The sequence below is a fragment of the Pedobacter suwonensis genome, assembly GCF_044762335.1.
Lineage (GTDB): Bacteria > Bacteroidota > Bacteroidia > Sphingobacteriales > Sphingobacteriaceae > Pedobacter.
The window spans coordinates 98385-113164 of sequence record NZ_JBIWEB010000006.1 but is presented as its reverse complement, the minus strand read 5'-3'; the positions used below and the strand labels follow the sequence as shown (position 1 = coordinate 113164).

Annotated in this window: 11 protein-coding genes; 2 read left to right on the top strand and 9 right to left on the bottom strand. The window is 39.7% G+C overall.

Features of this window, described 5'->3' with window-relative positions; genetic code table 11:
- Window positions 1-5: 5 nt before the first annotated feature.
- From ACIQXP_RS11715 to hemA, 5 genes are all read right to left on the bottom strand, one after another.
- Complete coding sequence (locus ACIQXP_RS11715) at window positions 6-872, bottom strand: sensor histidine kinase (protein WP_090981597.1); 867 nt, start codon at window positions 870-872, stop codon at window positions 6-8.
- A gap of 103 nt (window positions 873-975) precedes the next feature.
- Window positions 976-2346: a glutamate-1-semialdehyde 2,1-aminomutase gene (gene hemL / locus ACIQXP_RS11710; RefSeq protein ID WP_387503870.1), complete on the bottom strand. Its 1371-nt coding sequence runs from the start codon at window positions 2344-2346 to the stop codon at window positions 976-978.
- A gap of 167 nt (window positions 2347-2513) precedes the next feature.
- A complete protein-coding gene (gene hemB / locus ACIQXP_RS11705) occupies window positions 2514-3482 on the bottom strand; it encodes a porphobilinogen synthase (RefSeq protein ID WP_145856722.1) in 969 nt (322 codons plus the stop codon).
- A gap of 124 nt (window positions 3483-3606) precedes the next feature.
- A complete protein-coding gene (gene hemC, locus ACIQXP_RS11700) occupies window positions 3607-5187 on the bottom strand; it encodes a hydroxymethylbilane synthase (protein WP_387503869.1) in 1581 nt (526 codons plus the stop codon).
- A 355-nt stretch (window positions 5188-5542) separates the two neighbouring features.
- On the bottom strand, window positions 5543-6769 hold the full coding sequence (gene hemA / locus ACIQXP_RS11695; protein ID WP_293744579.1) for a glutamyl-tRNA reductase: 1227 nt from the start codon (window positions 6767-6769) through the stop codon (window positions 5543-5545).
- Between the two features lie 139 nt (window positions 6770-6908).
- Between hemA and ACIQXP_RS11690 the strand changes: the two genes are divergently transcribed.
- Entirely contained in the window at window positions 6909-7292 is a 384-nt protein-coding gene (locus ACIQXP_RS11690; protein WP_387503868.1) for a DoxX family protein, read from the top strand.
- Window positions 7293-7842: 550 nt separating this feature from the next.
- Window positions 7843-8667 carry an alpha/beta hydrolase family protein gene (locus ACIQXP_RS11685; protein ID WP_293744581.1) on the top strand — a complete coding sequence of 275 codons (825 nt, stop codon included), beginning with the start codon at window positions 7843-7845 and terminating at the stop codon, window positions 8665-8667.
- A 332-nt stretch (window positions 8668-8999) separates the two neighbouring features.
- Here the strand turns inward: ACIQXP_RS11685 and ACIQXP_RS11680 are convergent, their stop codons facing one another.
- The 4 genes from ACIQXP_RS11680 to ACIQXP_RS11665 form a co-directional block, all read right to left on the bottom strand.
- The gene (locus ACIQXP_RS11680) at window positions 9000-10274 is read right to left on the bottom strand and encodes a mechanosensitive ion channel family protein (RefSeq protein WP_387503867.1); all 1275 of its coding nucleotides are present in this window, start codon (window positions 10272-10274) and stop codon (window positions 9000-9002) included.
- 234 nt (window positions 10275-10508) lie between these two features.
- Window positions 10509-12488, bottom strand: a complete 1980-nt coding sequence (ispG, locus tag ACIQXP_RS11675) for a (E)-4-hydroxy-3-methylbut-2-enyl-diphosphate synthase (RefSeq protein WP_387503865.1) — start codon at window positions 12486-12488, stop codon at window positions 10509-10511.
- A 591-nt stretch (window positions 12489-13079) separates the two neighbouring features.
- Complete coding sequence (locus tag ACIQXP_RS11670; RefSeq protein WP_387503864.1) at window positions 13080-13691, bottom strand: RDD family protein; 612 nt, start codon at window positions 13689-13691, stop codon at window positions 13080-13082.
- 110 nt (window positions 13692-13801) lie between these two features.
- Complete coding sequence (locus tag ACIQXP_RS11665; RefSeq protein ID WP_387503863.1) at window positions 13802-14779, bottom strand: LiaF transmembrane domain-containing protein; 978 nt, start codon at window positions 14777-14779, stop codon at window positions 13802-13804.
- Window position 14780 lies beyond the last annotated feature (1 nt).

Below are 14780 nucleotides of genomic sequence, written 5' to 3'. Positions count from 1 at the left end.
ATTAACTAACTAAATGTTACTTCAAAAATACTTCCATGAGGCTGATTGTCTTTTACTGTAATATCTGCATCATGGTATTGTAAAACCTCCTTCACAATAAACAAGCCTAAACCTGTTCCTTTCGCTTTTCTGACATTCTCGTTACCAACGCGGTAAAACTTATCAAATATCAACATTTTTTCGGCATCTGAAATACCCGGCCCTTTATCAATTACGCTAAACTGAATATGTCCATCCACTTTGTTTAAATGCACATTTATCTCATCGCAGGGACTTGAATATTTCACTGCATTCTCTATTAAATTGGTAACAACAGACGATAAGGCAAATTTGTCACCCATAAGCTGCAAATTTGGCTGAATATGGGCATTGATCAATTGTTCATTGCCACAGGAATGAACCTGAAGCCGATCAGTAATTTTATAAACAAGCTCTGAAAAATTAAACTCCTCTTTAGGAAAGGTATAAGATCGGTTTTCAATTTTAGTAGCCAGCAACATATTCTCGACCAGATCATCCAGGCGCTCAATATCTTTTAAAGAATTGTTTAACAACGAAATTTGACGCGCTTTATCCAAATCTCTTTTAACAATGGTTTGGATGGAAAGTTTTATAGCTGCTAATGGAGATTTTAACTCATGCGTAATCGACATTAAAAAATTTTGCTGTTGCTCGCGTAATTTATCCTCACGTTTTAAAGATTGATGCAGAAAATAGCCACCGAAACCAAGCAAAAATAAAAATACCGAACCCTCCCCCATAATCATCGTCATGCGGCTGGGTTGCAAACGCACCACCAAGGTACCCCACGAAATGAGTTGAACCAGTGCATAAAGCAATAATGCGTAAAATATAATGATAGATTTCTTCATTCCCTTGGGTTGATTATATGGGTGATTTGATTACACCGATTAATTCTCTCCTAGGTTCGTGTCCGCACGAACCATCGCTCAATATTATATAAGGGGTTAAGAACTATTTCTTAAACACCAAATCCAATGCTTCAAAAATAGCTCTTTTTGCTTTCTCCAATTCAATCTTGGTATGAGCTGAGGATACAAAACCAACTTCATAACCCGATGGACCTAAATAAATCCCTCTATTCAGCAACTCGCGGTGCATTATTTTAAACTTCTCCATGCTGCCGGCATCAATATCATCAGCCGACTGGATTTTATCCTTATCGGTAAAGGCAAACCAGAAAATAGAGCCAATGGTAAACACTTTAAACTTATAGTTACGTGCAGTTGCAAAACGCTGAATGCTCGCTACAAATTCTTGTGCTTTATTGTTTAAATCTCTATAAAAACCAGATTTATTTAGCTCGGTTAAAGTAGCAATTCCCGCTGCCATGGCCACAGGATTACCTGATAACGTTCCGGCCTGGTAAACGCCACCATCAGGAGAAATGTGCGCCATGATTTCGGCACGGGCACCATACATACCAACAGGCAACCCACCGCCAATAATTTTACCATAGGTAACAATATCCGGCGTTATGCCGTAATGCGCTGCTGCACCTTCAAAACCAACCCTAAATCCGGTAATCACTTCGTCAAAAATGAGAAGTGAACCATTATCGGTACAGATTTTACGCAAGAAATGAATGTATTCTTCATCCTGCATAATTAAACCGTTGTTGGCAGGAATACCTTCTATAATTACGGCCGCAATCTGATCTTTAAACTGGGTAAATGCCTGCTTAATCGCCTCCTGATCATTTAATGGAACCACAATGGTTTCTTCGGCAAAAGACTTAGGCACCCCTGCAGAAGAAGTTTCACCAAAAGTAACCAGGCCTGAACCTGCTTTAACCAAAAGCGAATCGCTATGCCCGTGGTAGCAGCCCTCAAACTTTAAAATCTTATCCCGATTGGTAAACCCGCGTGCCAAACGAATGGCTGACATTACGGCTTCGGTACCCGAACTGGTAAAACGGATTTTCTCTACAAAACGGTTGTTTTTAATAATCAACTCTGCCAGTTCATTTTCCAGGGCTGTTGGTGCGCCAAAGCTCATACCACTCTGCATCACTTCGGCAACTTTCTCGCGGATTTTAGGGTTGTTATGCCCTAAAATTAGTGGTCCCCAGCTACCGCAGAAATCGATAAACTGATTACCATCGGCATCCCAGATATAACAGCCATCACCTTTTTCGATAAAAAGTGGCGTACCATAAACTGATTTAAAAGCCCTTACAGGCGAATTTACACCACCAGGGAAATACGTTTTCGATTTTTCATACAATTCAGCAGATTTTGCCCTCGAAATATCAGGTTTACTACCTGTATTTACCGGAATATCGGCTTCATTGCCTGCAAACATTTTCTTTAATGAATCTAACATTTTATTAAGGTTGAAGGCTGAAAGGTGGAAGGTAAAAGGCTTTGGGCGTATAACCCATAACCAATAAACCATCAATCTTTTGCCTCATTATATTTTGTAGGATTTAAAACGAATTGTTAAGGATCTAGATTGTGGGTATATACCCTCAACCATTAAGCCTTCCGCCTCTAAAGCCAGTTATTATTTAAAATATCTTTAATATGGTAAGTGGTAATAATACTTGCGCCTGCTCTAGCAAAGGCATGCATGGTTTCCATTACCACTTTTTGTTCGTCGATCCAACCGCGCTCGGCTGCTGCTTTTACCATCGAATATTCACCAGATACGTTGTAAACTGCAATCGGCAAATTGGTATCCTGTTTTAGCCGTTGAATGATGTCAAGATAGGCCAGGCCCGGTTTTACCATTAAAACATCAGCCCCCTCCTGCTCGTCTAAAGCCGCCTCTCGTAAAGCCTCTAACGGATTTCTGAAATCCATCTGATAAGCTTTTCTATCCCCTTTGCCAGGTGCGCAATCAGCAGCCTCTCTGAAAGGGCCATAATAGGCTGAAGCAAATTTTGTAGCGTGGCTCATAATAGCTGCATTTACAAAACCGTTTTCATCCAAAAGATTACGCATGGCTTCAATCCTACCGTCCATCATATCAGATGGTGCAAACATATCTGCACCTGCTTCAGCATGGGTTAATGCCATTTTTGCGATTACTTCAACTGTTTTATCGTTTTGAACATAATCATTTTCTAAAATACCGCAGTGACCATGGGTGGTATAAGAACATACGCATACATCAGTAATCACATATAAATCATCGGCAAACTGTTTTTTTAACTCGCGTACCGCTACCGGCACTAAGGAATGATCGTGGTAAGCCGATTTGGCATCTGCTGATTTTTCATCACCAACACCAAAAAGCATGATTTTATTGAGCCCCTTCTTCATTCCGGCTTCCACATCTTTTACCAGCGTGTCAATAGAATAATGGTTTACACCAGGCATGGCATCAATGGCGTGGGTAACATTGCTGCCCGGCACCACAAAATAAGGGTACACAAACATATCCTTTGACAACCGTGTTTCGGCTACCATCTCTCTCACTAACGGGTTTTTCCGTAATCTTCGCGGACGATTTAACATTTCTTATCTATGTGTTTAGTATCAAGTATTTAGTATCGAGTATCAAGATTGAAGTATTGAGTATCAAGATTACAGTATCGGGTATCAAGACTTAATTATCTTAAACCCTAAACCTTCCTGCCCTCTACCTCATCTCTATTCCAAACACCGCCTCTGCCAATCCAATTTCATCCGGAGAATATGGCAAAGCATATTTAACGCCCATTTCATCAAATTTCTTGCCGGTAGAGTTTCCTATAGCAATTACCTGCTGACCGGGTTCCAATAAATTGTTTGCGAAATAGGCATCTACATTTGATGGGCTGGTAAAAATAAGCACATCGGCATAACTCCGATCTATATCTTCTTCTATTACCGTTTCATAAATAGGCAGATCGATTACTTTAGCATCAGCAGGTAGCGATTTTTGAATAGACTGCAAAGAATCCTGTGCCCTAGGAAACAATATCTGCTGACCAGCAACCAGTTTTGCAAAATCTTCGGCAACCTCTGTAATATCACCACTCTCACCAACAAAATCAGCAATATGCCCAAATTTACGTAAGGCGTCTTCCGAACCTCTGCCAACAACACCAAACTTGGTTTTCTTTGGCAATACCGGTTTCAGGTTAAAGAAATATTCAACACTATTGCGGCTGCTGAAGAAAACCCAATCTACGTGCTTCAAGATAAACTGATCTAAAACAGTTACGATCGGGAAGGTACGGATTAGTGAGCGTCCCTCAATTTCGATATCGTTATTCTCTAATGCCCTACGGAAATAACTGTGTTCGCCGATTTCGCGCGAAATAAAAACCTTTGCTGGTTTCTTTCTGTCTTTATTAAACTTTTCAACAATTTTTTCAGCCAGTCCTTCGGTGCTTTCTGCACGTAAAAACAAGCGTTCGGGAAAATGGTCGGCAGTTTCGGCTTTTGAAGTCCAGATTTCGAATTTTCCGTTTTCCTTTTTGCAATAACAGCCTAACGGCATATGGCAGCCACCTTCAAAAAGGTTTAACACCTTGCGTTCAACCGTTACGGTTTCAGCTGTTTCGGGATCATGTAATTTTTGAAGTATTTCAAAAAGTTCGGTATCATTTTCCCTGATTTGAATAGCCAAAGCACCCTGGGCAGGTGCAGGGATAAACTCAGTGGTTTCCAGTTCCTCTACATGTAGATCGGTCACATCAAGATTTAAACGTTTAACACCGGCTTTGGCAATCAAAATCGCATCATAATCTTCATCGCGGAGCTTTTGGATCCGGGTAGGTACATTTCCACGTAAATCTTCAATTTCCAAATCAGGTCGAAGACCTAATAATTGTGCTTTGCGACGATTAGATGAAGTACCCACCATTGCACCTTTTTTTAGCGACAGCTTTTGTGTAACATCAATACAGTCTTTTAAAATCAAAAGATATTCACTTGCTTCTTCACGTGGTGGTAAAGCAGCAATGGTCAATCCGGCAGGATGTGTAGTTGGTAAATCTTTAAGGCAATGTACAGCAAGGTCAATCGTCCCACCCAGAAGCTCTTCTTCCAGTTCTTTGGTAAAAAAGCCTTTGCCTTCCAGTTTATCTAATCTTAAGTTCAGGATTTTATCCCCCTGAGTTTTAATGATTTTGATTTCTGCATCAATTCCGATGGCTGCTAATTCATCTTTGATATGATTTGCCTGCCATAAAGCCAGATCGCTACCGCGTGTTCCAATGGTTAATTTCTTCACTATTAAGATTAAATGAATTACAAATTTAATTTAAATAGTGGTTTATACCATGAATTGTTTAAAAATGAGACAGTGAGGTTACAGAAAGGAGAATTTAAAGGATTTCTATGACATTGTGGAACTGGTGCTGCGTTACTTTGTCATTCTGAGATAGACGAATTAATGCGTATACCTTTAAATTCCGTTATTCCGAGCGGAGCGCAACGCAGTCGAGAACCACGAAGTGCTCAGCGAAGCTAAAGCTGCCTCAGGATAGATCTCTCCGCTCCAATAGGTTTCGGCCGGGATGATGCTTTGTATTAAAGTAGATGATCGAAAAAAGGAAATTAAGTTTTTGTATTTCTGAGGTAAAATCTTAAGACTGGTTTACCAGAATTTCTTTGGCCATGACCATCGGTACGCTGATGTATTTTTTTTCCATGTAGTTCATAACACGTTCTAAAACTTCACGCGAGGCTTCATCCATCTGACTGATTTCGTCAGCAAAAACACCATTTATAGCTGTGTTTTTGATTTCTTTAATCTTTCTTGGCACTTCCTGCATCGCCAGTTCAATCCGACGTTGTTTTAAAACAGAGAAAAACTCGGTAATGTTATTGCTGATAATTTCTTCGGCATGCACCAGTTCGTTATAACGTTCCTGGATATTTTTGCGTGCCACCTCCTTCAACGATTCCACCTCGATATAATGCACAGGATTATTATGGATCACTGCAGGCAGAACATCATTCGGAATAGCCAGATCTACAATCACTTTTTTTCCCTGGTCGCCATTTAACAGTTTAGCATATAACGCTTCCGTGATAATTGCTTCAGTAGAACCCGTACAGGTGATGATCACATCAAACCCTTCATTAAAATCTTCAAGTGCCGCCAATGGATAAGCTTTACCCCCTAGCTCTTCAGCCAAAACTTCGGCTTTAGAGAACGTACGGTTGAAAATGGAAAAATTGGAGTATTTATGTTTGTTAAGATATTTTGCAATGTTCTGATTGGTTTCGCCAGCGCCGATAATTAAGATACGTGAGTTGCCGCACATGTTCAACTCTTTTAACTTACGGTAAGCCAATGAAACAACAGAAACCGGATTTTTAGAGATATTGGTATGCGTATAAACTTCTTTCGCCGTTTTAACTACACGATCCATAATCATGCGCATGTAATCGCCGGTGAAACCAGCATCGCGGCAGTTTTCGTAAGCCTTACGAATCTGGGCAAGGATTTCCTTTTCACCAACCACCAAACTCTCTAAAGAACATGATGTTCTAAGCAAGTGGTTAAAGGCTTCTTCGTTTTCGTATACAGTAACATTGTCCAGAAAACGCTCCATAAATTCAGGAGGCAGCCCCATGTCTAAAACAGTGAGAAATTTGGTTACAAATTCCTTGTCTGTTTTCTCTTTCGTCAGGAAAACAAATTCTACTCGGTTACACGTACCAACATAGAAAATTTCGCTAACGGGAAGCTCTGCTTGAACATTCTTCAACCTGCTATCTAAACTCTGGTCACAAATAACTAATTTCCCTAAAGATTTCAGGTCGATGTGGTGATGCGTAAAAGCTATTACTTTTAAATATTCCAAGTGCTTCCGTTATTAACTATTATCGGGATACAAAAGTAACATGGTGAAGGCATGTGACTGTCATTAACCTGTAATTTACATCAATTTAGAACGGTTTTAAATAGCAAACCCAAAGATTTAAACCCTATACCGATCCATTATGAAGAGACCAATTTATAAATTTTTCCTTTGGATTTATGCACTTTTCTACATTCTGGCAGGATGCAACCACTTTTTATCCACTGAGGTATATTACGTGATCATGCCAAAATGGTTGCCTGCACCTGGCTTTTTAATTTATTTTTCTGGAATATTAGAAATTATTTTAGGCCTGTTATTGTTGATTAGTAAGACCAGTAAATTTGCCGCGCTACTCATTATAATGATGTTGATTGCCTTTTTGCCTGCACATATTTACATGATCCAACAGGCACCATTTATGCTGGGTCAAATATTAATTACGCCACTAATCGCGTGGCTTAGGTTACCATTTCAATTCTTGTTTATAGGCTGGGCAGGCTATTATTTTAAAAAAATGGCCTAACAGTTTTTATTTTACGCCATGTTTCCGTAGCAAAAAAGTTTTTTCTGAAAAGCAGGTTCCAGTGTTCATCGGTTGCTTCAGCCCTGCCATCCGCTTCAATCTTTTTGTGGTTAGGGTACTGCTTTTGTAAGGGTACCTGCTTCTATCGGATGCAGACGAGCGTGGTTGGCGGGTTACTGCCAGCAAAAAGGATTTTCGCTGCTGTCAGGTTTAGTTAACGCACAAAAGTGGAAAAAAAATTATCAGTAGTCTATGAGGACACAAGCCATGGAAGGAGAATGAAGAAACGCAGTTTGCAAGCGTAGCCATCATTTCATTTTCAGTTTAGTCGCTATTATTCGTTGCAATCTTTTGTGAACCTCGGCCTGAACTTTTCGAAAACCTGCATCAAAAAGTATTTTTACGACTATCCTTTTTAGAGAACGTTATTTTCTGGTTCTGTGAACGGTTTTACTGGTGTCTGCATCATAACAATACCATCAAGCCAGCACAAAAGCACACAACAAAATGAAATTTTGTAGGTTTATATTTTATACCAATCCTTAAAATTATGATTACACAAAGCAATTTTAGCCTTAGCGGTGCAGACGGAAAATTAATTATTGGCGACATTACTTTTGATGAAAAAAACCCTAATACCCCGATTGTACTTTTTGTACACGGCTTTAAAGGTTTTAAAGATTGGGGCGCGCATAACTTAGTTGCCAGGTATTTTGCCAGCAATGGTTACCGTTACGTCAAGTTTAATTTATCGCATAGCGGGGTTCCGGTTGATGCCCCAACAGATGTTAATGACCTGGAAGCTTTTGCCAGCAACACGGTATCGAAAGAACTCTTTGATATCAATGCAGTGTTGGATTTTATTGAGAAAGCTTATGGTAAAGACACAAAGGTGAACCTGATAGGACATAGCCGTGGCGGTGGATTATCAATTATAGAAGCAGCAAATGATTTGAGGATCAATAAACTGGTTACCTGGAGTGCTATTGCCGCTTTTGATAGTCTTTGGAAAAAAGAACAGGAGGCAGAATGGAAAAAAACCGGGAAGATCTTTGTAACCAACGCCCGAACCAAAGAACAAATGCCACTAAATGTTACCTTATTAGAAGATCTGGAAGAAAATGCAGCGACATTAAATATTATAGATGCAGCAAAGCGCATCAACATTCCCTGGTTAATTATACATGGTGATGATGATGTTAATGTTCCTTTCGAAACCGCCCAAACCTTGGCAGAAGCCAATCCGAAAAGCAGGTTGGTTAAAATTGAAGGCGCCAACCATGTTTATGGAGCAACACAACCTTATACCAGCGAAACTTTACCACCGCTATTGTTTAAAGTTTGCGAAAAGGTTTTGACCTTCTTAGGAGAATAGATTCTTGTCATTTTGAGAAACGAAGAATCTGTAGTTAGAAGAATGTCAATAAATTTTACAAACAAGCACTCTTCGGCAGATTCTTCGGCATGCTATCATTGACAGAATTAACTGGTCCGGTTGTCATCCACAGCAATCGGATCTCACTCATGTCGGAACCACGCATTGCTTGGCAAAGCTAGTCTTAAAGCGCTTGCATTAAGATTCCCGTCCGATGGCTAACCGGATCAAATTAAAATGACAATCTCTCGAGGGATGTTTCGTTAAAAAATACCTATCTCAATATTATTGATTTTTATGCAAGCAATTGTTTATCAATAAGACATCAAACTTTAACTATTCCCTCTCCTTACAAAATCACGCATATCGCTGCCACTCGGGCTTTGGAAAATCTCTAAGTCGAAGTATGGTACCGCTGCCAGCAAGTGGTCAAAAATATCGGCAGCCACTTCTTCAAAACGCTTTAAGGCCTTTTCTTTAGAAAACACGTAAATTTCAATCGGCAGTCCATTTTCTGTGGCCTGCAACTGGCGCACCATAAAGGTAAGTTCTTTATTGATATATGGATTGCTTTCCAGATATTTTTCTGCATACACCCTAAAAGTACCAATATTGGTCATGTGGCGACCGTTCACCAAATTGTTAGGGTTTACTGTATTTTCTGCATTGTAACGTTCAATAAAAGCCTGGGTTTCCCGAAGGTAATCTTTAAGAAAATCGATGCTCTGCAGCCTACCGATCAGTTCCTCATCGCAGAATTTAATACTCGAAATTTTAATATTGATATGCCGTTTAATCCGCCTGCCTTCACTTTCTTCCATCGCCCGCCAATTCTTAAACGATTCACTAACTATGGCATAACTAGGCACAATGGTTACGGTCTTATCCCAATTACGCACTTTAATGGTGGTTAAATTAATTTCGGTTACCTCGCCATCGGCACCATATTTTTCTACTGTGATCCAGTCGCCAACCCTCACCAGATCAATGGCACTCATTTGTACCGATGCTACAAAACCTAAAATAGGATCTCTGAAAACCAGGATAAAAACAGCTGTTACTGCGCCAAAACCACCGAAAACATATACCGGAGATTCGCCAAGAATAATCGAAAGAATAAGTACGAAACCAACGATGTAAAATACAATTTTAGCTACCTGTTTATAGCTTCTGATGGGTTTATCAGCATATTTCTTTGATGATTCCATGATAGAAACCACCGCATTCAAAAACGCATTTATAGCAAACATGACAGCCAAAACCATGTAGATTTTTGCCAGAATCAAAGCATAAAAATGCCAGTTTTTAAAATAGACAAAAAGGTATGGAACAACATTATAAATGATATAAGCGCCAAAAATTAAGGCAAAAGCCCTAAAAACACGAAATTCGAATAACGCTTTTTGCCAGTCTGACTTGGTTTTGGCACTTTTTACCACGACGATAAACACCTGTCTGGTTACCAAAATGGTCACAAACAAGAATAAAATAACCGCAACAAGCCCGATCAGAAAATAAGAATAAATGAGTTCGTTACCTGCAAGGCCTTTACCGGCCAGCCAGTTTTTAAGTTCATTAAAGAGGTATTGAAACTCCGGAATCTTCATCAAGGCAATTTAGGATTTATTGGTTAGAAAATTAAATGGTCTTGTCATTCTGAATGCAATGAAAAATCTTCTGTGAGAATGTCGATGATGTTGAAAATATGCTAGTATTGATAATGCCGCAGTAGTTTATAACCCGGCAATACCAGTATATGGATTCTTCGCTGCGCAGGATAATAGCATAGTAGTTTGTGAGGACACAGACCAGGGCTTACTTTGCCATTCCAGCAATAACAATTAAATCTTTTCTACCCAGTTGCCATCTCCTTTGATGATATCGATCAGTTCATCCAAAGCGTAAGCTGTGGTTACATTTTTCTTTACCACTTCTTTGCCACGATATAACGTAATCTTATCGGGTCCGGTGCCTACATAGCCATAATCGGCATCAGCCATTTCTCCGGGACCATTAACAATACAGCCCATGATGCCTATTTTTATTCCTTTTAAATGGTCTGTACGGGAACGGATCAATTGCGTGGTTTCCTGCAGATCGAAAAGCGTTCGTCCGCAGCTGGGGCAAGAGATATACTCTGTTTTACTGATTCTTGTTCGGGTGGCCTGCAAAATGCCGAAACTGGTTGAATTGATCAGTGAAAGATTTTGTCCTTCAGCATCAATCCAAACGCCATCGCCAAAACCATCAGTAAGCAGGGCACCAAGATCGGTGGCAGCATATAGCATTAAATGATCGGCATCTACATCCTGGTAAGTTCTTTTTATAATTACCGGAACCTGAATATTTTTTTCCTGCAATTCAACAAAAAGGGCCCTTTGTTCAGCCATGCCGTGTGATGCAGAAGTTTTTAAAATCAGAACAACATTAGATTGAAATATTGAAATGTCGGCATGCTGGAATGTTCCTGCATCAACCTCAACAAAGTTTAACAGATCATCTTTATGATCAGCTTTAATAAATTCCTGTAAAGAGAATAGCGGATGACAGTTATTTTTATCCTGAAGTTTTAGCCACGTTTGGTAATTATAAACCTGTTTTAAATTTCCCGGGAAAGAGAAAGATGGCAGATTATCTCCTAAATAAGCTAAATCGCAAGCCTGATCTGCCAAATTATATTTATCTAAACCTGCACTATACTGATAACCAACCGAACTTAAAAAATAAGGATCTTTTAAATTTTCTTTCGAAACATCAATCATCACTACCGGATGGTGATGCCCGCCGATATGTTGTACCGGAGTGGTGATGCGGCGGTTGTATTCGTAAGGATTATAAGTTGGGAGTTGGGGGTTGAGAGTTTGGACTTTTACAGGCGACTCAAAACTCTGAACTCCAAGCTCCAAACTCCTTTTCACGTAGCGGTCTGCCAAAGCTTTAGCCACCGGTGCTTCAAATTCAGGATCTTCGGTTAAAGAAACGCGGATGGTATCGCCTAAACCGTCTTCCAATAAAGTTCCAATACCAACGGCTGATTTAATTCGACCGTCTTCGCCGTCGCCGGCTTCTGTTACACCCAAATGCAAAGGATAATTCATCCCTTCTTTAGCCATAGTTTCTACCAGTAAGCGATAGGCCTGAACCATAACCTGTGTATTACTGGCTTTCATTGAAATCACAAGGTTATAATAATTCTGGTCTTCGCACATGCGGATAAACTCCATTGCCGATTCGACCATACCCCGTGGAGTATCGCCATAATGGCTCATAATCCGATCAGAAAGTGAACCATGATTGGTGCCAATGCGCATGGCGGTGCCGTATTCTTTACAGATTTTCACCAAAGGGATAAACTTTTTATAAATCCGGCTCAATTCCGCATTGTAAGCATCCTGAGTATATTCTATGTTTTCAAATTTCTTTTTATCTGCATAGTTGCCTGGGTTAACACGTACTTTTTCTACAATACGGGCAGCCATCTCGGCAGCATTTGGTGTAAAATGGATATCGGCAATTAATGGAACATTATAACCGCGAAAACGCAGTTCTTTCTTAATATTGGCCAGATTTTCGGCTTCTTTAATACTTGGTGCAGTAATACGCACATATTCACAGCCGGATTCTACCATGCGGATGGTCTGCTCTACCGTACCCAAAGTATCCATCGTATCGGTGGTCGTCATCGATTGGATCCGGATCGGATTGTGCCCACCCAATGCGATATCACCAATGTTTACCTCGCGGGTTAAGTACCTTGAATAAGCGGTTAAACTGTTGCAATATCCGCCAGCCAGATCATGTTTTGCCAATATATTTTCCATCTGTTTGCAAAGATAAGGATTGTTGGAATGTTTTAATGTTGGAATGTTGTAATTAATCGACCCTGTGCTTCAGGACTACATTTAATCTTTGTCGAAAACTGAAATTAGTATCGCTTGATAAATGCATTGGGTTTAGCATGCCTGCACCACCCAGGTTTTTAAAAGGGACGGTAGCGGCATTTTTTGGCTGTCAGCCGGAGCGTAGTCGAATACCATACAGAGATCCAGCGCACGTGCCGGGTAACTCAGATAGATGCACCAGTCTTGCCTTCCTAAATATCAGAGCGTGTGTTTAGCTAGAATTACTGGCATTCTCTTTTGAAGAGCAAGGTCAGAAATAATGGGTTAAGTTCGGTCCTGCTGTTTGTTGCAATCCTTTTGGAAGAAATATTTAATGAAGCACGCCTGTCTAACCCAAAAGGGATTTCCACTCCCATCAGGTCTAATGGTTTTGATGTCAGGTGAGCTTGGCATACTTGCACCAGCCCAGGTTTAATAAACGGTATGGAAGCGGCATCCTCCGATTTTACATCGGAGATATAGCATACAGCCCGGGTAACGAAAACAGATATAATAACCTGGCTTTTCTGATCAGATCAATCTATCTTTTATGACCAAAGTATTAGCGGCAATATCGTGCCAACACTGGTGTTTTTTATTCAGGAAACTGTATAGATAGCCGAAGAAAACAGGAATTACAGATAAGATCTTTGAAAAATTTCTGACTAGAGACACTCCTATGGAAACCTGGCTACCTTCTAAATCGGTTACCTTAATATTGAGGAGTTTTTTGCCAATGGTTGCCTGGCTTTTCATTGCTTCAGCGATGCTGCCATAAACCAATTTAACCAAAAATATTAACGGAAAAGGAACTAAAAACGTCATAATCCGCTGGTCTTTGCCTTCGATAAAAATATAACTGGTTAAAATAATAACGATATAAAAACCGAAAATAATAAAATGATCAATCACTGAAGCCAATAATCTTTGATCAAAAGCAGCGAAATATTGAGGTGCAGTTTTTTGATAAGTAAAACCTAAAAGCTCACGCAGTTCGGGTATTGCGTGAGCTTCTTTATAATCGTCCATTCCAGGTTTTCGAATAAAAGTATTCGCACTGATGTTTAAATCTTTCAGTTCGTTTAAACTATACGGCCCTGTTGGCTTACCATTAATTACAACTGTGTATTGATCAGGATTCATTAGATTAGATCAGGATTATGAGACTTTAGGATTGTAAGATCAGCATTTTAAAAAGATTTCGTTAATGAAGTCTTAGCCTTACGCCTTCTACCTTCTAACCTTCAACCTCCCTAGTATCTGCTCACTTCAAAGTTACTTAATCCACCATCTAAATTGATAAAGATTTTTTTGGTTGAGGTTTTATAGTTTGAAGTTTCGTAAACACCATCACTTAACTTTTCAAAACCATCGAAATCCTTAGCCGATAAGCCTGTTTTGGTTTTAATTCGGCAGCCTGAATTGGTGGGCACTGCAATTTTTACATCGGCTACGCCAGATTTTACGATTACATCGGTTATTGGCAATAATTCTCCGAATTTAATATCCAAAGCTGCCGCTCCACCATCAAAGCGGAAAGCACGTACTTTATATTCGGCAAAATCGAAGTTGGCTTCACCGGCACCCAGTTTCATCAAAATATCCCAGTTGGCTTCCTTATTTAATTTAAAGTTAACATCGTTACCTCCATCGCCGAAATTCCATTTATTCTTTTTATCGTCCATCTGGAAAGTCAGTACGGTAGCACTATCGGTAAGTAATTTCTTTAACGAAAAGTTACCATGTTTTTTCTTTACGTCAGCATTGATCAACTCATCGGTTTCACCATCCAGGTTAAATGATATACCACCTCCGGAAATATTTAATACTGTTTTTTTTGCATTGTCTGCCGCCACAAAAGGCTCAGATAAACTTAAATGGTTAAAAGATGTATCATTATTATTATCGTCGTCATCATCGTTGTTATGGTCAATATTAATATCGACATCTTTCTTAAACTGACGTCCCCACCAACTGCCACGCTCAGGAATCTGTTGGCCTCTATAAAAAAGAAAAGAAAGGGCCACCACTAAAACACCAATAGAAATGATGCTTCCTGTTTGCGAATTATTTTTATTAAACAGGATATTTAAACCTGCTATGATCAAAAATACCGGCCAAAAGCTCCAGACATTGCGCCAATAAAAAGTGATTACGCCGAAGTTTTCGAGTAGGAGTACGCCGCCAATAAAAAGCAGGATGATACCCCACATTAATCTATCTAATTTCATT